Below are 17,516 nucleotides of genomic sequence, written 5' to 3'. Positions count from 1 at the left end.
GTTGGGCTCCGAAAGGAACGTCAGACTATTCCGACATAGCGAATCGCGCACAGCACATGTCTTCCTGCATCGGCTTGCTCAGTGCTTGTGGATTGCGCCTCGCCATGAAAAACGCCGCCCGGTAACGGGCGTCGCCAGGCATCGCCCATGTCTGCGATGCCAGACAGGTGCGCGCGGGACCTGCCCGCGCGGCGCTGTCATCAGCCTGAAATCGCAGGCGTGATCCGGTTCTCGTCGGGCGCTGCGCCCTCCTCGTCCGGCCAGTTGCGACCGACCATCCATTCATAAAGGGTCGGCAGCACGATCAGCGTCAGCACGGTCGCGGTGATCAGCCCGCCGATGATGACAATGGCCAGCGGCCGCTGCGTCTCCGAGCCGATGGCACGCGAGACCGCCATCGGGAACAGCCCCAGCATCGCCAGCAGCGCGGTCATCAGCACCGTGCGCAGCCGGTCCATCGAGCCGGTCAGCACGGCCTGGCGCACCGGCATGCCCTCTTCGCGCAGCTGGTTGAAGTAGGTCACCATCACCACGCCGTTGAGCACCGCCTGGCCGAACAGCGCGATAAAGCCGATCGCCGCCGACACCGACAGCGGGATGCCGGTCAGCAGCAGCGCGAACACGCCCCCGATCAGCGCGAACGGGATGTTCGAGATGATCAGCGTCGCGCTCTTGAACGACTTGAACGCATTGAACAGCAGCAGGAAGATCACCAGCACCGACAGCGGCACCACGATCGACAGCCGCGCCATCGCGCGCTCCTGGTTCTCGAACTCGCCCGACCAGCTGATCTTGACGTCGTCGGCCCTGACGTTCTTTGCCACCAGCTTCTGCATGTCCTTGACCACGCTGCCCATGTCGCGGTCATGGATGAAGATGCCGATCGAGGTGGTGCGCTGGCCGTTCTCGCGGCTGATGTTCATCGCACCGGAGGCGGCGCGGAAGCTCACCAGCTGCGACAGCGGCACCTGCGCGCCGTCGGCGGTCTGCATGAAGATATTGGGCAGGCTGGGCAGCGCGCGTTCCGACGGCTTCAGGCGCACCGCCACGCTGAAGTGCTTCTCGCCCTCCCATAGCTCGGTGGCGGCCTTGCCCGCCAGCGCGGTTTCCATCAACTCCTGCACGTCGGCCACGTTGATGCCGTAGCGTGCGGCCTGGGCGCGGTCGAATTCCAGCACGTACTGCGGCAGCTCGCCGTCGCGGTCGATAAAGGCGCGCATCACGCCCTTGACCGACTGCACGTTGGCCAGGATCTGGTCGGCCACCTGCTTGTTCTGCTCGAGGCTGTCGCTCTGCACCTTGATCACGATCTGGCCCTTGATCTGCGAGATGCTTTCCAGGATGTTGTCGCGCACCGGCTGCGAGAAATTGGGCTCGACGCGGGGCAGCCGGCGCAGGTTGCGGTCGATCTCGCCGATGATGGCGCGCTTGTCCAGGCCGGCGCGCCATTGCTTCTCGGGCTTGAGGTCGACCAGGATCTCGACGGTGTTGATCAGCTTGGGGTCGGTGCCATCGTCGGGGCGGCCCACCTTGGAGATGGTGGTGTTGACCTCCGGCGTCCGGCGGATCACGCTGCGCAGCAGCCGCGCCTGGTCGCGCGCCTCGTCGATCGAGACGGAAGCCGGCAGGTCGAAGCTGACCCACATCGAGCCCTCGTCCAGCTCGGGCAGGAATTCGCTGCCGAGGAACTTGCCCGCGCCCACGGTCACCACCAGCAGGCCCAAGGCCGCGCCCACCACCACCTTCTTGTGGTCCAGTGCCCAGGCCAGCATCGGTTCGTAGAGCCGCTTGCAGTGGCGCACCAGGAAGTTGTCGTCGTGCGCGATGTTCTTGGTCAGCAGCAGGTGGCACAGCAATGGCACCAGCGTCAGCGACAGGATCAGCGAACCGATCAGCGCGCCCGTCACCGTGTACGCCATTGGTGCGAAGATCTTGCCCTCGTGCCGCTGCAGCGTAAAGATCGGGATGTGCGCCGCGATGATGATGACCATCGAGAACACGGTCGGACGGCCCACCTCGGTGGTGGCCTGCAGGATGGCGTGCAGGCGCGCGCGGCTGTCCTGGATCTGCTGCGCTTTCAGTTCGCCCAGCCGCTTGAAGATGTTCTCGACCACGATCACCGCGCCGTCGACGATGATGCCGAAGTCCATCGCGCCCAGCGACAGCAGGTTGGCCGGAATCCCGACCCAGGTCAGGCCGATGAAGGTGGACAGCAGCGCCAGCGGGATGAGCAGCGCGACGATCGCCGCGGCGCGCACGTTGGCCAGGAACAGGTACAGCACCGCCATCACCAGCAGCGCGCCCTCGACCAGGTTGCCGAACACCGTGTGCAAGGTCTTGTCGATCAGCGTGGAGCGGTCGTAGTACGGCACGATCTTCACGCCCTTGGGCAGGATCTGGTCGTCGAGCAGCGCGATCTTCTGCTTCAGCGCTTCCAGCACCAGCGACGGGTTTTCGCCCTTGCGCATCACCACGATGCCCGAGACGATGTCGTCCTCGTCGTCCTGCCCCATCAGGCCCTGCGGCGGCGCGCTGCCGACGCGCACCTCGGCGATGTCCTTGACCAGGATCGGGGTGCCGTTGTTCTCGGCCACCACCACGTTGGCGATATCGGCGGAGGTGCGAAAGCTGCCCAGCGAGCGCAGCAGGAACTGCTGCCGCCCGTGCGCGACCGCGCCGCCGCCCGCATTCGAGTTAGCGCGCTGCAGCGCGGTGAACAGCTGCGACAGCGAGATCCGCGCGTCGCGCATGCGCGCCAGGTTGGGATTGACCTCATACTGCTTGATGGTGCCGCCGATGGTGACCAGGTCGGCCACGCCCGGCACCTGGCGCAGGTTTTTCTCGACCACCCAGTCCTGCAGCGTGCGCAGCTCCTGCGGCGTATAGCCCTTGCCGGTCAGGCGGAAGCGGTAGATCTCGCCGATCGCGGTGGACAGCGGCGCCAGGTCCGGATGCACGCCGTCGGGCAGGTCGACGCTGCGCAGCCGCTCCAGGATCTGCTGGCGCGCGGCCACGTCGGTGGCGCGGTCGTTGAAGGTCACCATCATGAACGACAGGCCGAACTGCGTATGCGAGAACACCCGCACCGCGTTGGGCGTGCCCGCCAGCGCGGTCTCGATCGGGATAGTGACCTGGCGCTCCACTTCTTCGGCGGCGCGCCCCGGGTACAACGTGATGACGTTGACCTGAATGTCGGACACATCCGGGAAGGCCTCGATCGGCAGGTTCTTGAACGCGGCGATGCCGCCGCCGACGAAGAGGATCAGGCCCAGCCAGACAAAGAGCTTCTGATGCAGTGCAAAGGTGACGATGCGCGAAATCATGGGGCAATCGTCCTCAACGTTTTTCCGCCGCGCGCGCCGCGTTCACCGCGGTGGCATCGCGCAGGATGTCTTGCAGGTAGAGGTTGCCTTCGCTGACCACGGTCTCGCCGTCCTTCACGCCTTCGAGCAGCTCGCTGGTGCCGGGCAGCGTCACGCCCACGCGCACCAGGCGGCGCTCGAAGGTGTTGGGCGCGGTGCGCACGAACACATAGTTGCGGTTGTCGGCCAGGAACACCGCCTTGGACGGCACCGCGATGCCCTTGAACGACGCCGCCGGCAGCTTCGCGGTGACGAACATCTCCGCCTTCAGGCGGCGTTCGGGATTGGGCACGCTCAGCCGCACCTTGATGCTGCGCGCGGTCGGATCGACATAGTCGGCAATCTTGACCACGGTGCCGGCAAAGGTTTCGCCGGGCCAGGCCGCGGTGGTCAGCTGCACATCGACACCGGGCTTGAACAGCTTCAGGTCGGCCTCGCCGGCATCGACCTGCGCCCATAGCGTGGTCGGGTCGGTGACGAGGAACAACGGCGCGGCGGGGGGCTGGTCGGGGCGCAACTCCATGCCGAGGTTGAGGTTGCGCTCGACCACCAGGCCGTCGATCGGGCTGCGCAGCGCAAAGCGCTGGTTGACGCCATCCGGCCCTGCCGCGCCCGCGCCGTACTGGCTCAGCGCCGCCCGGGTGCGCTGCAGGTCCGCCGCAGCGCGCGCGGCATCGGCCTGGGCCTGCTCCAGTTCTTTCTGCGCGATGATGCCGGCGCCATACAGTTCGCGCTGGCGCGCCAGCGCCTTGGCCGCGACCGCGCTGTCGGCGGCGGCCTTGCGCGCATCGGCCTGGGCCACGCCGAAATCCGGCGAGGTCAGCATCGCCAGCGGCTGGCCGGCCTTGACGGTGGCGCCGGGCTGCACCAGCACCTCGGTCACGCGCCCGGCAAACGGCGTCGCCACGCGCACGGTCTTGTCCTCGTTCCACACCAGCCGGCCGGGCAGGCTCAGCATGCGCTCGCCGCCGGTGGTGGCGGCCTCGCCGGCGATGCCGGGCAGCGTCTTCACGCTGGCAGGGAACCGGATGGTATTGCCGCTGACGGTCGGATCGTCATCGGCCTTCGTGGCTTCGGACTTGCCGCACGCGGCCAGCGCCAGCGCGCACAACGACACGGCGAACAGCACGGTAATACGTGCCGGCAAGGCAGCGTGGGAGGATGACATGCGACGGGACATGCGTGACAGGAAAGTCATGAGGGGATCGCGGAAACAGCGGTTCAGGGACGCGCGGCGGTGGCGGCAGTGCGGGTGGGCGTAGCGGTGGTCGAGGTCTGCAGCGCGGCGCGGTACGCCGACAGCGCCTTGGCGTATTCGCCTTGTGCGCCGACGGCATCGAGCCGGGTCTGGCGCAGCGCGCGGCGCGCATCGAGCAGATCGAGCACACCGCTTGCACCCTTGCTGTAGGCGAACTCGGCGTTGCCCGCGACGCTTTCCGCGGCGGGCAGCACTTCATCTCGCATCTGCCGCAGCGACTGGCGCGCGGTTTCTAACTGGCTGCGCAGCCGGTCGATCTCGTTGCCGGCTTCCAGCATCACGCGGTTGCGGTCGTCCAGTGCCGCGTAGTAGTCGACCTCGGCGCGGCGCGCCTCGCCGCCGTTGCTGTGGCGCACCGGCAGCGGGATCGACAGGAACACGCCGAAGCTGTTGCCGGAGCCGGAGCTGTTGGATGGCGAGGTCGGATAGTGCTCGGCCTGCGCGCCGATGGTCACGTCGGGGACGCGGCCGGCACGGGCGAGATCGCGCGATGCCGCGGCGGCGGCCAGGCGTGCTTCGGCGGCGGTCACGTCGGGGCGGCGCTGGAGCGTGTCGGGATCCGCCGGCGGCACCGCGGCATCGAGTGCCGGCCAGTCGGCCACCAGCCGGTTGTCGGCAAGCGTGCCGGGCACGCCCATCGCCTGCGCCAGCAGGGCCTTGTCGCGGTAATGGTCGGTGATGGCCTGGCGCATGTCGTTCTGCGCGCGCAGCGCGTCGAGCTGCAGCTTGGTCACGTCGGCGCGCGCCACGTCGCCGGCCCGGAGGCGCGTCTCGCTGGCCTGGCGGGTGCGCTCGTACAGCGCCAGCGTTTCGCGCAGTACGCCGACGCGTTCCTGGCTGGCCAGAGCATCGAAGTAGGCCTGCTCCACCATGCCGGCCTGTTGCGCCACCACGGCCTGCACCACTTCGCCGGCGGCGGTGCTGGCCTTGCGCGCGGCATCGACGCGCAGGTTACCCTTGTTGGCCGTCTCGATCAGCTGGTCCACGCGCACTGTGGAATCCACCGTCTTGCTGCGCAGGTTGCCCGCGCCCACGCCGGCATGCGGGTTGATGTTCTCGACGCCCAGGCTCAGCACCGGGTTGGGCCGCTGCGACGCGATCTGGACGTCGGCCTGGCTTGCTTCCACGCCGCGGCGCGCGGCGATGATGGTGCGGTTGCAACGCAATGCGTCAAGGCGCGCCTGGGCGAGCGTCAGCGCAGCGCCCGCGGGTGGCGGCGTGCAAGGGCCATCGGCCGGTGCGGCTTGCGCGGAATCCGCGGAAGCAAGCGGATCGGTGGGAGGTTCGGCAGCCAGGCTCGCTACGGCCGCCAATACCAGCAGGGAACCTGCGGCAACACGGGATAAGGCAAAAGGCACGGTCAGTCAGGCTCGGTTCGAAAACGGTCTGCGGTGAAACGACCGTGCCCGCCCGCTGTCCTGATGCTGTCTACGTCATCCGGACACGATCTCCCGCCCGCATTCAAACCGAGCCGCTTTACAAACGGCTTTCATTCCCCTGACAAAAGCCTTAACCGCGCGAATTTGCTGAACCGTCGGAAAAAACGACGAACGGCACGGCCGTTGCCAGCCGTGCCGTCAGAACGTTCCTAACTGCGTTTATGCCCGCTTATGCCCGCTTATGCCTTCACCCGGTCATCCAGCCCCAGGCTGCGGCCGATGATCTCCTTCATGATCTCGCTGCTGCCGGCATAGATGCGCGAGATGCGCGCATCGGCATACATGCGGCAGATGCGGTATTCCTCCATATAGCCGGCGCCACCGTGCAGCTGCACGCCCTCGTCGACCATGCGCCCCTGCAGCTCGGAAGTCAGCAGCTTAGCCGATGCAGCGGTCTCCACCGTCAGCGTGCCGGCATTGTGTTGCAGCACGCACTGGTCGACAAAGGTCTGCAGCGCGTCCAGCTGCGCGCGCAGTTCGGCCAGCTTGAAGCGCGAGTTCTGGAATGTGCCGATGGCGCGCCCGAAGGCCTTGCGCTCGCGCACGTAGTCCAGCGTGATATCGAACGCCACCTGCGCCGAAGCCATGTAGCCGCAGGCGCCGATCAAGCGCTCTTCGGCCAGGTGGCGCGTCAGGTAGCGGAAGGCCTGGCCGGGCTCGCCCAGCACGTTGGCCTTGGGCACCTTGACGTTGTCGAAGAACAGCTCCGAGGTGTCCTGCGAGTGCAGGCCCAGCTTGCGCAGCTTGCGCCCGCGCTCGAAGCCGGGCATGCCGCGTTCGACGATGAAGAGCGTCAGGCCATGGCTGCGCTCCGGGTCGGTGCGGGCCACCACGACCACCACGTCGGCCAGCTGGCCGTTCGAGATATAGGTCTTGGCGCCGTTCAGCACCCAGTGGTCGCCATGGTCCTCGGCGCGGGTGCGGATGCCGGCCAGGTCGGAACCGGTCTGCGGCTCGGTCATGGCCACGGCAAAGATCGACTCGCCGCGGGCCGCCGCGGGCAGCAGGCGCTGGCGCTGCTCTTCATTGCCGATGCGACCGATGTAGGGCGCTACCAGGCGCGAGTGCAGCGTGCCGAAGAAGCCCGAGTCGCCGTGGCGCGCGTTTTCCTCGATCAGGATCTGCTCGTAGCGGAAGTCCTGCACGCCGGCGCCGCCGTATTGCTCGTCGGCCCACATCAGCAGGTAGCCCTGCTCGCCGGCCTTGCGGAACACCTCGCGGTCCACGCAGCCCTGTTCGCGCCAGCGCTCGCCGTGCGGGCCGACCTCGCGCTGGTAGAAGCGGCGGGCGGATTCGCGGAAGGCGTCGTGTTCGGCTTCGAAGATCAGGCGTTGCATCGGGGTCTCCAGGGGTTTTGATCGACCAGGCCAGTGTCGGTCGCGCGACGTCGATGAGATTCGTCGGAACGGATGATTTTTCTTACCCTGCGGAACAGCCTTCTGCAGCACTGGAAAGCCGGTTCAATGCAATTTCATTGATATGAAGTTCAAATAACTTTCATTTACCCGCCGGCACGCTTTGTGCCAATACTGGAACCACAGATAACGATTCGATGGAGCGGGAACATGGAAGCCATCCTCTGGATTGGACTGGCGCTGGCACTGGTGGCGTTGGGGGGCAGCGTCACCTGGCTGATCGGCACGCGGGTGCCGGAGCCCTTGTTTGCGCGCGCGCAGTTGCACGGGCGCTTTGCCGGCCTGGAACCGCGCCCGCCACGCCGCGGTGGCGGCGGCCGGACGCGGCGCGTGCGGCAATGGCGGTTAGTGGCCGTGCCCGCGCCGTCGGCCCAGCTGGTGCCGGTGCGGATCTGACAGCCGGGCGCCAACGCCCGAGCCCTATTGCGGGAAGTCCCAGCGCTGCGACCAGTCGGATTCTTCCCGCACGATCTCGCGCAAAATATCAACAGCTTCACGCGCCGGTCCTGCGGGCGCCTCGGCGCACACCAGGAATACCGGATACGAAAACTCCGGCGCGCCAGCGACGCGCGCCAGGGCCCCGTTGTCCAGGTAGCTCTGCGCCACACGGGTGCGGAAATAGCCGCTGCCGCCGTACTGCAGGATGTACTGCAACGCCAGCGGCCCCAGGTTGAAGTACAGCGACGCGCGCGCATGCTCCGGCAGCGCGCTGTCATGCTGGCGGCGGAACTCCGGGCCCCAGTCGACATAGACATAGCCGCCGTCGCGCTGCGTCGAGCGGATCAGCACCAGCTTCTCTTCCATCAGCGCTTCCACGTGCATGCCCGGCGCGTATTCCGGCTGGTACACCAGCGCGGCATCGAGCGCGCCCGACTGCAGCCTGCGCTGCAGCTCCGCCCCCTCGCCCACCTCCGCGCGCACCGCCTGCGCCGGCATGCGCTGGCGCAAACGCGTCGCCCATAGCAGCACCAGCGGATTGCCGAGGCTGATCTCGGTGCCATAGCGGAACAGGCTGGCCAGCCCCGTCGGCAACGGCAGCTCGCGGCACGCCGCCTCCCAGGTCTGCACCAGCTGGCTGGCATAGCCGAGGAAACGCTGCCCGTCCGGCGTCAGCCGCGCCCCGGCCTTGTTGCGTTCGAACAGGCGGCAGTTCAGCTGCGCCTCCAGGCTCTTGATGCGCGCGGTGACGGCGGTCTGGGTGACATGCAGCTTGTCGGCGGCGGCCAGCAGGCTGCCGTCGCGCACGACTTGCAGGAAGGTGCGGGCGAGTTCGATGTCCATGGTGGCAAAGGATACGGGATGACGTGGCGCATTGTAGACAGAGCAGCTGATTGAGAATCGCCCCATACACACAAGGATGTACTTCTGCTGTCATGGTGCTATGCTTTGTACCTACAGGGATGTACATGGAAATCTCAATGCCTTTCACCCGTATCTTCCGCAACGGCAACTCCCAGGCCGTGCGCATTCCGGCGGAGCTGGCCTATCCAGACACCGACATGCAGTTTGAAATCGAGCGGATCGGCGATGAGTTGCGCATCCGACCCGCGCGACGGCGCCTGACCGGGCTGCTCGACGTGTTCGCCGCCTTCCCGGACGACTTCATGGCGCCGGGCCGCGAAGACCAGACCCAGTCCGAGCGGGAGGGGTTCTGATGGCCAGGTATATGTTCGACACCAATATGTGCATCTACCTGATGAAGAACCAGCCGCCCCAGGTTGCCGAGCGCCTTGCCCGGTGCTTCGAGGGGGACGTGGTGTTGTCCGCCATCAGCTTGGCCGAACTGGAATTCGGCGTCACCGTGTCGCGGGATCCGCAGCAAGCCCGGCGCGCCTTGCAGGCGCTGATCGGCCGCGTGCCGGTGCTGCCGCTGAATGCGGCGGCGGCGCGCGCTTATGGTCCGGTCCGTGCCGCCACGCGCGAACGCAAGGCCGATGCGCTGGACAAGCTGATTGCGGCGCATGCCATAGCCGAAGGGCTGACCGTGGTCACGCGCAACGTCCGCGACTTTGCCGCGTATCCCGGCCTGCGCGTGGAAGACTGGACCGGGGGCCAGGGCGTCTGACAGGAACACCGGCGACGCTCGCGCAGCACCGATATCCCATATCACTTCCTGATCGCTGACGGCCCCCGGTCCAGCTTCAGCGCACCGGCTGCGGCCGGACTGCCGCCGGCATGGCGACCGGCACCGCACCGGTCATTGCCGCTGCCGGCACGCTGCGCGCCTCGCGTGGCGGCCGCAACGGTGCGATGCCTTCCGGCTCTTGCCAGGCCAGGCCATTGTCATAGCCGGTGGCCGCCGCCTCGAGGTATCCGGGCGCAAACTTGCGCTCCGGTGTCACCGCCTGCACGGCGGGCGCCGCGGCGGCCTGCGGCGCCTCGGACTGCGCGCAGGCGACGCTGTTGAGGCATAGGCCCAGCACGCGCAGCAGCGCCATGGCCTGGCGCGAACGGTGTCGGATGGCGGACGGGCGCGACGCGGCCTGCCCGTTCTGGCATGGGGATCGGGTATTCATCGGGATTCTCCGGGAAGCCATTGCTGGCAGGTGGCACAACGAGCGGCGCGCCGCGCTCGCGGTCCATTGCGCAATGACCGTGCCACCGGGCCAAGGCCGGCTAATGCCGGCCAGCGCCGGGTTTACGGCACATTCCGGGAATGGAGTGGTGGAACCAGGCCGACGCTAGTCCCGCAGGTGTCGGCCGGCGTCCAACATCCTGGACTCAGGGCTTGACCGCCGCCGCGAGCACCGCCGGCATCGGCACCTCGAAGCCGCTGCCGCGCATATAGCCGGCAACGGTGCCGCGCAGCACCGCGCGGATTTCATCGCGGGCCTTGGGGGTCTGCGCGCGCAGCGTGGCGGCGGCCCGCACGGTGCCCTGGGCCAGCGCGTCGAACAGCTGGTCGGGCGTGGAAAAGCGCCAGACCTGCGGCACGCTGCGGCAGGTCGGCATGACAAAGCCGGCCTGCTGCAAGGCGCTGCGGCAATGGCCGGGATCGCTGAACAGGAAGAAATTCGGCCCGACCGGGATATCGACGTCCATCGAACCATAGGCGCGGATCGCGGCATAGACCGCGCCGAAGCCGACCGCGCGCTCGGGCGTATCCCATACCGTGAAGGCGATGCGCCCGCCCGGGCGCAGGACGCGGAAAGCCTCGGCCAGCGCCGCGTCCGGGTCGGACATATGGCACAGGCCAAAGCCATTGACCACGGCGTCGAAGCTGGCATCGTCGAACGGCAGCGCCTGCGCGTCAGCCTGCTCATACCGGACCTCGGGATGCAGCTTGCGCGCCAGCTGCACCTGCGCCTGCGCGAAATCGATGCCGACCGACTCGGCCCCGCGCTGCACCGCCCCGGCCGCGACGTAGCCGGAGCCGGACGCGACGTCGAGCACGCGCTGCCCGCCGGCCACATGCGCGGCGTCCAGCAGGGCCTCGACCGATTGCCGGGTCACGTGCGACAGGTGCTCCTGGTACCGGCTGACGACTTCCGGGTCTTCCCAGCCAGCCAGTTCAAAGGCGCGAAACGAATCTGCGGTGTGGTCCATGCCTACTCCTCGGCGACGATGTCCAGACGGGCGGGCGTGTATTGGTGATGTTGGTGTGCGGACGCAGCGCAGATGCGTCCTGAGAACCCGGTCAAGCCAAGTATAGACAGCGCCGCGCACAATCAGCGGCCAGGCGCTGGGGCGAGCACCCCGGCCGCCGGGCTTCACCCGTTCAGGCGAAGCGCAGCGTGGCCACGCCGGCGGCGATCAGGCAGGCCGCGCCCAGGCGCACGGCGCCGACGCGCTCTTTGAGCAGCAGCGCGGAGATCAGCGCGCCGAACAGGATCGAAGATTCGCGCAAGGCGGCCACCGGCGCCACCGGCGCGCGCGTCATTGCCCACAGCGACAGCCCGTAGGACGCCAGCGTGCCGCCCCCGCCCACCAGCGCGAACACCAGGTTGCGCCGCACATAGCCGGCCAGTTGCGGGCCGCGCGTCGCCAGTGCCCACGCCGCCAGCGGCACCGCGGTCAGCACGAAGATCCAGAAGGCATAGGCTACCGGCGCGCCGGAGCGGCGCACGCCGGTGCCGTCGATCAGCGTATAGGTGGCGATCACCAGCGCGTTCAGCAGTGCCAGCCACACGCCCTCGCCGCTGCCCTGGAGGCCACGGTGGCCGCGTGCGCCGCCGGCCATGGCCAGGATGCCGAGGCTGATCACGGCGATGCCGCCCCATGCCAGCGCCGAGAGATGCTCGCCCAGCCAGCCCACGCTGGCCAGCGCCACCAGCAACGGCGCGCAGCCGCGCATCAGCGGGTAGGTCAGGCTCATGTCGGCGCTGCGGTAAATCCGCGCCACCAGCGCGAAGTACACCACGTGCACGCCCACCGATGCGGCGATAAAGGGCCAGCTCGCGGGCGCCGGCTGCGGCAGCGCCGGCAGCGCCAGCGCGGCCATCAGGCCAGCCGTCACCGCCACCATCACGGTGGACAGCAGCTTGTCGCCGCCGCCCTTGACCACGGCATTCCACGCGGCATGCAGGAAGGCGGCAAGCAGGACGACGGCGAAGACGGTGAGCGACATGGGCGGCAGCGAAGTCGGCGCCGGCAGGCAGCGCGGGATCGCGCCATTCTAGCCGCGCCGGCGTGCCGCGCCGTGGCCCGACTATCTGGCGCCGCTGACCCGCCAGACCGTATTGCCGACATCGTCGGCCACCAGCAGGCCGCCGCGCTGGTCGATCGCCACGCCCACCGGCCGACCGCGCGCCTTGCCGTCGTCGTCGACAAACCCGGTCAGCACGTCGAACGGCGCGCCCTGCGGCCGGCCCTGGCTGAACGGCACGAAGATCACCTTGTAGCCCGCCAGCGGGCGCCGGTTCCACGAACCATGCAAGCCGACGAACATGCCGTCGCTGAAGCGCGCCGGCAGGCTGTTGCCGGCGGCCGCGGCCAGGCCCAGCGCGGCGGTGTGCGCGCCCACGGCATAGTCGGGCACGATCGCCTTGGCCACCAGGTCCGGTGCCGGCGGCTTCACGCGCTGGTCCACGTGCTGGCCGTAATAGCTGTAGGGCCAGCCGTAGAAGCCGCCGTCGCGCACCGAGGTGATGTAGTCCGGCACCAGGTCGCTGCCGATCTCGTCGCGCTCGTTGACGGCGGTCCACAGCATGCCGGTGACCGGCTCCCACGCCATGCCGTTGGGGTTGCGCAGGCCGCTGGCAAAGATCCGGTGCGTGCCGGTCCTGCGGTCGACCTCCCAGATCGCGGCGCGGCCGACTTCCTTGTCCATGCCGTTCTCGCCCACGTTGCTGTTCGAGCCCACGGTCACGTACAGCTTGCTGCCATCGCGGCTGGCGATCAGGCTCTTGGTCCAGTGATGGTTGAGCGGGCCGCCGGGCAGGTCGACCACCTTCTGCGGCGCGGCGCTGATTTCGGTCTGGCCGGGCTGGTAGGGGAAGCGCAGCAGCGCGTCGGTGGCGGCCACGTAGAAGTCATTGCCCACCAGCGCCATGCCGAAGGGCGAATTCACGTCCTTCAGGAACACCGAGCGCTGGTCGGCGACGCCGTCGCCGTTGCTGTCGCGCAGCAGCGTAATGCGGTTGGCGCTGGGCGTGCCGGCGCCGGCGCGCTTCATCACCTTCTTCATGATCCAGCCCTTGAGGCCCTTGCCGTCGTCGGGCTTGGGCGGGGCATTGCTCTCGGCCACCAGCACGTCGCCGTTGGGCAGCACATAGACCCAGCGCGGATGGTCCAGCTTGTCGGCGAAGGCCGTCACCGCCATGCCTTCGGCCGTCACCGGGCGCTGGCCCGCGGCCCAGCCGATGGCCGGCGCGATCTTGACGGTGGGAATGGCGGTTTCGTGGGGCGGCGGCAGCTGCGGCGTGGGTCCGAAACCGGCTTCGGACGGCAGCTTGGCGGATTCGCCGCAGGCGGCGAGCGTGGCGATCACGGGCACCGCGCCCGCCAGCATGGCGGCGCGCAGCAAGCGTAACGGCGGGCGCAAGGGGGTGGGCATCGGCATGGTCCGGGCTCCTCAGGCCACGCAGGGCCGCGCGCCTGTGCCTGGACTATAGGACGTAGAGCGACCCGCGCTCTGTAGGCGCCGCGGAAGGCACCGTGTAGGACGATGCCCGACCCCGCGCGCGGCCCTGCCGCGGCGCGCTCAGCCTCGATGCGGCGTATCCAATCCCTTCACCACCGCCGGACGTTGCACGAACGCATCCAGCACGCGCCGCACATTGACGAAGTCCTTGAAGCCGACCAGGTCGCCCGCCTCGTAGAAGCCAACCAGGTTGCGCACCCACGGCAAGGTCGCGATGTCGGCAATGGTGTACTCGTCGCCCATGATCCAGGCGCGGCCTTCCAGGCGCTGCTCGAGCACCTTGAGCAGGCGCCGGCTCTCCGCCACGTAGCGGTCGCGCGGGCGCTTGTCCTCGTAGTCCTTGCCGGCGAACTTGTGGAAGAAGCCGAGCTGGCCGAACATCGGACCGATGCCGCCCATCTGGAACATCACCCACTGGATGGTCTCGTAGCGGCGCGCCGGATCGGCAGGGATCAGCTTGCCCGACTTGTCGGCGAGGTACAGCAGGATCGCGCCCGATTCGAACAGCGCCAGCGGCTTGCCGCCCGGGCCGTGGGGGTCGAGGATCGCCGGGATCTTGTTGTTCGGGTTCAGCGACAGGAATTCCGGCGACAACTGGTCGTCGGTATCGAAGCGCACCAGGTGCGGCTCGTACGGCAGGCCGACCTCTTCCAGCATGATCGACACCTTGACGCCGTTGGGCGTGGGCAGCGAATAGAGCTGGATGCGGTCGGGATGCTGCGCCGGCCATTTGCGGGTGATGGGGAAAGCGGACAGATCGGGCACACAGGCTCCTGGTTCGGGCGCTTCCACGCCATGGGAAGCTGCCGGACAACGAAAGAGCCCGATCATAAACCGGTGTCGGCGCGCTTGCAGAGCGCCCCGACCTGCAGGGCCTTGCAAAACAAAAGGGGCCCCGCAGGGCCCCTTCCTCATGCCAATCGGCTACGGCAACTTACACCGTCACGCCGTCAGCCACTTCCTTGAAGTCCTCGATCTGGTCGAAGTTCATGTACTTGTAGATCTTGTCGCCATTCTGGTTGATGACGCCAATATCGGCCATGTACTCGTCCTTGGTCGGGATGCGGCCCAGACGCGAGCAGATTGCCGCCAGTTCGGCGGAACCCAGGTACACGTTGGTGTTCTTGCCCAGGCGGTTCGGGAAGTTGCGGGTCGAGGTCGACATCACGGTCGCGCCTTCGCGCACCTGTGCCTGGTTGCCCATGCACAGCGAGCAGCCCGGCATTTCGGTGCGGGCACCGGCGGTGCCGAACACGCCGTAGTGGCCTTCCTCGGTCAGCTGCTTCTGGTCCATCTTGGTCGGCGGGGCCACCCACAGCTTGACCGGGATGTCGCGCTTGCCTTCCAGCAGCTTCGACGCCGCGCGGAAGTGGCCGATGTTGGTCATGCACGAACCGATGAAGACTTCGTCGATCTTGGCGCCGGCCACGTCCGACAGGGTCTTGACGTCGTCCGGGTCGTTCGGGCAGGCCACGATCGGCTCATGCACGTCGGCCAGGTCGATCTCGATCACGGCGGCGTACTCGGCGTCGGCGTCCGGCTCCAGCAGCTTCGGATCGGCCAGCCAGCCCTGCATCGCCTGGATACGGCGCTGCAGGCTGCGCGGGTCTTGATAGCCCTGGGCGATCATCCACTTCAGCAGCGTGATGTTGCTGTTGATGTATTCGATGATCGGGTCCTTGTTCAGGCGCACCGTGCAACCGGCGGCCGAACGTTCTGCCGAAGCGTCCGACAGTTCAAACGCTTGCTCGACCTTCAGGTCGGGCAGGCCTTCGATTTCCAGGATGCGGCCCGAGAAGATGTTCTTCTTGCCTTGCTTGGCCACGGTCAGCAGGCCTTGCTTGATCGCGTACAGCGGGATCGCGTTGACCAGGTCGCGCAGGGTCACGCCCGGCTGCATCTGGCCCTTGAAGCGCACCAGCACCGATTCCGGCATGTCCAGCGGCATCACGCCGGTGGCGGCGGCAAAGGCCACCAGGCCGGAGCCGGCCGGGAAGCTGATGCCGATCGGGAAGCGGGTGTGCGAATCGCCGCCGGTGCCGACGGTATCCGGCAGCAGCATGCGGTTCAGCCACGAGTGGATCACGCCGTCGCCCGGACGCAGCGAGATGCCGCCGCGGGTGCTGATGAACTCGGGCAGGGTGTGGTGGGTCTTGACGTCGACCGGCTTCGGATAGGCGGCGGTGTGGCAGAACGACTGCATCACCAGGTCGGCCGAGAAGCCCAGGCAGGCCAGGTCCTTCAGCTCGTCGCGGGTCATCGGGCCGGTGGTGTCCTGCGAGCCCACCGAGGTCATCTTCGGTTCGCAGTAGGTGCCCGGGCGGATGCCCTTGCCTTCCGTCAGGCCGCAGGCGCGGCCAACCATCTTCTGCGCCAGCGTGTAGCCGCGGCCGGTGTCGGCCGGGTTCTGCGGCAGGCGGAACAGCGTCGACGGGGCCAGGCCCAGCGCCTCGCGCGCCTTGGCGGTCAGGCCACGGCCGACGATCAGCGGAATGCGGCCGCCGGCGCGGACTTCGTCGAACAGCACGTCGGACTTGACCTTGAACTCGGCGATCACTGCACCGTTCTTCAGGGCCTTGCCCTCGTACGGGCGCAGCTCGACCACGTCGCCCATTTCCATCTGCGACACGTCCAGCTCGATCGGCAGCGCGCCGGCGTCTTCCATGGTGTTGTAGAAGATCGGGGCGATCTTGTTGCCCAGGCACACGCCGCCGAAGCGCTTGTTAGGGATGAAGGGGATGTCTTCACCGGTGAACCACAGCACCGAGTTGGTGGCGGACTTGCGGCTGGAGCCAGTACCGACCACGTCGCCGACGTAGGCGACCAGGTGGCCCTTTTCCTTCAGCGATTCGATGAACTTGACCGGGCCGCGCTTGCCGTCTTCTTCCGGCTGGAACGCCGCGCCTTCGCGCTTGTTCTTCAGCATCGCCAGCGCGTGCATCGGGATGTCCGGGCGGGTGGTGGCGTCCGGGGCCGGCGACAGGTCGTCGGTGTTGGTTTCGCCCGGCACCTTGAACACGGTGATGGTCAGGCTTTGCGGCACTTCCGGACGGCTGGTGAACCATTCGGCGTCGGCCCAGCTCTGCAGCACGGCCTTGGCATTGGCATTGCCCTTGTCGGCCTTCTCCTTCACGTCGTGGAAGGCGTCGAACATCAGCAGGGTTTTCTTCAGCGCGTCGGCGGCGACGGTGCCGACTTCGGCGTCGTCCAGCAGCTCGATCAGCGGCGAGATGTTGTAGCCGCCCAGCATGGTGCCCAGCAGCTCGGTGGCCTTGGCACGCGAGATCAGCGCGCACTTCTCTTTGCCCAGCGCCACGGCGGCCAGGTACGAGGCCTTGACCTTGGCGGCGTCATCGACGCCGGCCGGCACGCGGTTGGAGATCAGCTCCACCAGGTTCTGTTCCTCGCCGGCGGGCGGGTTCTTCAGCAGTTCGATCAGCTCGGCCGTCTGCTTGGCGGTCAGGGGCAGAGGGGGGATGCCAAGCGCGGCGCGCTCGGCCACATGTGCGCGATAGTTTTCAAGCATGGGAACCTGCTGAGTAATTAGGTTTAGAAAGACTCGGTACGTCGCGATTGTAGTCCGAAGCGGCTCCTCGGTCAAATGTCTTATATCTTATATAAGAGTATTCATCAAAAAATCCATGTCTAACAATGACTTGGCAAGTGGGTGAGTTGCGATTCTGCATGGACTGCTACCCGAGTAGCGTAGTAGGGAATGCGGAAAACGGCGCACCGGCCAGCCGCGGCAGGCCGGGCCACAACTCCTGCCCGACCCCCGTGACGACGCGCGTGATCGGCCGTCCCCTGCCCCGGCGCCCTCAAGTTCCGCGGTCAAGCTGCGTTAACCAGCCTGCAGGCGCGCAGCACAACGGCGCCCGCTCGCGTAGCCGTGCCTGCTCCCTTTCCGCTCAAATGGCCAAGCTGAAAGGGTTTCCCCCTTTTTTTCGGCCCTTTGCTGGC

General features: G+C 67.5%; 14 protein-coding genes. 3 read left to right on the top strand and 11 right to left on the bottom strand.

Features of this window, described 5'->3' with window-relative positions; genetic code table 11:
- Positions 1-200 precede the first annotated feature (200 nt).
- The 4 genes from MKD38_RS09585 to MKD38_RS09570 form a co-directional block, all read right to left on the bottom strand.
- Positions 201-3,323, bottom strand: a complete 3,123-nt coding sequence (locus MKD38_RS09585) for an efflux RND transporter permease subunit (RefSeq protein ID WP_252676235.1) — start codon at positions 3,321-3,323, stop codon at positions 201-203.
- 13 nt (positions 3,324-3,336) lie between these two features.
- The gene (locus tag MKD38_RS09580) at positions 3,337-4,530 is read right to left on the bottom strand and encodes an efflux RND transporter periplasmic adaptor subunit (protein WP_252676233.1); all 1,194 of its coding nucleotides are present in this window, start codon (positions 4,528-4,530) and stop codon (positions 3,337-3,339) included.
- A 53-nt stretch (positions 4,531-4,583) separates the two neighbouring features.
- Positions 4,584-5,978, bottom strand: coding sequence for a TolC family protein (locus MKD38_RS09575; protein ID WP_252676231.1), 1,395 nt, complete (start codon positions 5,976-5,978; stop codon positions 4,584-4,586).
- A gap of 260 nt (positions 5,979-6,238) precedes the next feature.
- Positions 6,239-7,396, bottom strand: a complete 1,158-nt coding sequence (locus MKD38_RS09570) for an acyl-CoA dehydrogenase family protein (protein ID WP_252676230.1) — start codon at positions 7,394-7,396, stop codon at positions 6,239-6,241.
- 228 nt (positions 7,397-7,624) lie between these two features.
- Between MKD38_RS09570 and MKD38_RS09565 the strand changes: the two genes are divergently transcribed.
- A complete protein-coding gene (locus tag MKD38_RS09565) occupies positions 7,625-7,870 on the top strand; it encodes a hypothetical protein (RefSeq protein WP_252676228.1) in 246 nt (81 codons plus the stop codon).
- 24 nt (positions 7,871-7,894) lie between these two features.
- Here the strand turns inward: MKD38_RS09565 and MKD38_RS09560 are convergent, their stop codons facing one another.
- Positions 7,895-8,755: a LysR family transcriptional regulator gene (locus MKD38_RS09560; protein ID WP_111520050.1), complete on the bottom strand. Its 861-nt coding sequence runs from the start codon at positions 8,753-8,755 to the stop codon at positions 7,895-7,897.
- A gap of 137 nt (positions 8,756-8,892) precedes the next feature.
- On the opposite strand from MKD38_RS09560, the gene vapB reads away from it, so the two are divergent.
- Together vapB and MKD38_RS09550 are read left to right on the top strand one after the other, a co-directional pair.
- Positions 8,893-9,129 (top strand): type II toxin-antitoxin system VapB family antitoxin, encoded by a 237-nt coding sequence (vapB, locus tag MKD38_RS09555; protein WP_025583220.1) that lies wholly within the window; start codon positions 8,893-8,895, stop codon positions 9,127-9,129.
- Entirely contained in the window at positions 9,129-9,539 is a 411-nt protein-coding gene (locus tag MKD38_RS09550; protein WP_252676226.1) for a type II toxin-antitoxin system VapC family toxin, read from the top strand. Before vapB ends, MKD38_RS09550 begins: the two co-directional genes overlap by 1 nt.
- 76 nt (positions 9,540-9,615) lie before the next feature.
- On the opposite strand, the gene MKD38_RS09545 is transcribed toward MKD38_RS09550, so the two are convergent.
- The 6 genes from MKD38_RS09545 to acnB all read right to left on the bottom strand — a co-directional run bounded on the left by MKD38_RS09545 (position 9,616) and on the right by acnB (position 17,082).
- A complete protein-coding gene (locus MKD38_RS09545) occupies positions 9,616-9,990 on the bottom strand; it encodes a hypothetical protein (RefSeq protein ID WP_111520048.1) in 375 nt (124 codons plus the stop codon).
- A gap of 205 nt (positions 9,991-10,195) precedes the next feature.
- The gene (locus tag MKD38_RS09540; protein WP_252676224.1) at positions 10,196-11,020 is read right to left on the bottom strand and encodes a class I SAM-dependent methyltransferase; all 825 of its coding nucleotides are present in this window, start codon (positions 11,018-11,020) and stop codon (positions 10,196-10,198) included.
- A 172-nt stretch (positions 11,021-11,192) separates the two neighbouring features.
- Positions 11,193-12,041: an EamA family transporter gene (locus tag MKD38_RS09535; protein ID WP_252676222.1), complete on the bottom strand. Its 849-nt coding sequence runs from the start codon at positions 12,039-12,041 to the stop codon at positions 11,193-11,195.
- 81 nt (positions 12,042-12,122) lie between these two features.
- Positions 12,123-13,475, bottom strand: a complete 1,353-nt coding sequence (locus MKD38_RS09530) for a PQQ-dependent sugar dehydrogenase (protein WP_252676220.1) — start codon at positions 13,473-13,475, stop codon at positions 12,123-12,125.
- A 141-nt stretch (positions 13,476-13,616) separates the two neighbouring features.
- Positions 13,617-14,321 carry a glutathione S-transferase N-terminal domain-containing protein gene (locus MKD38_RS09525; protein WP_252676218.1) on the bottom strand — a complete coding sequence of 235 codons (705 nt, stop codon included), beginning with the start codon at positions 14,319-14,321 and terminating at the stop codon, positions 13,617-13,619.
- Between the two features lie 169 nt (positions 14,322-14,490).
- A complete protein-coding gene (gene acnB / locus MKD38_RS09520; protein WP_252676216.1) occupies positions 14,491-17,082 on the bottom strand; it encodes a bifunctional aconitate hydratase 2/2-methylisocitrate dehydratase in 2,592 nt (863 codons plus the stop codon).
- Positions 17,083-17,516 lie beyond the last annotated feature (434 nt).

It is taken from the genome of Cupriavidus sp. WGlv3, from assembly GCF_023952475.1.
In the GTDB taxonomy this organism is placed as follows: domain Bacteria; phylum Pseudomonadota; class Gammaproteobacteria; order Burkholderiales; family Burkholderiaceae; genus Cupriavidus; species Cupriavidus phytorum.
The sequence above is the reverse complement of the archived record's forward strand: the minus strand, read 5'-3'. Positions and strand labels throughout refer to the sequence as shown.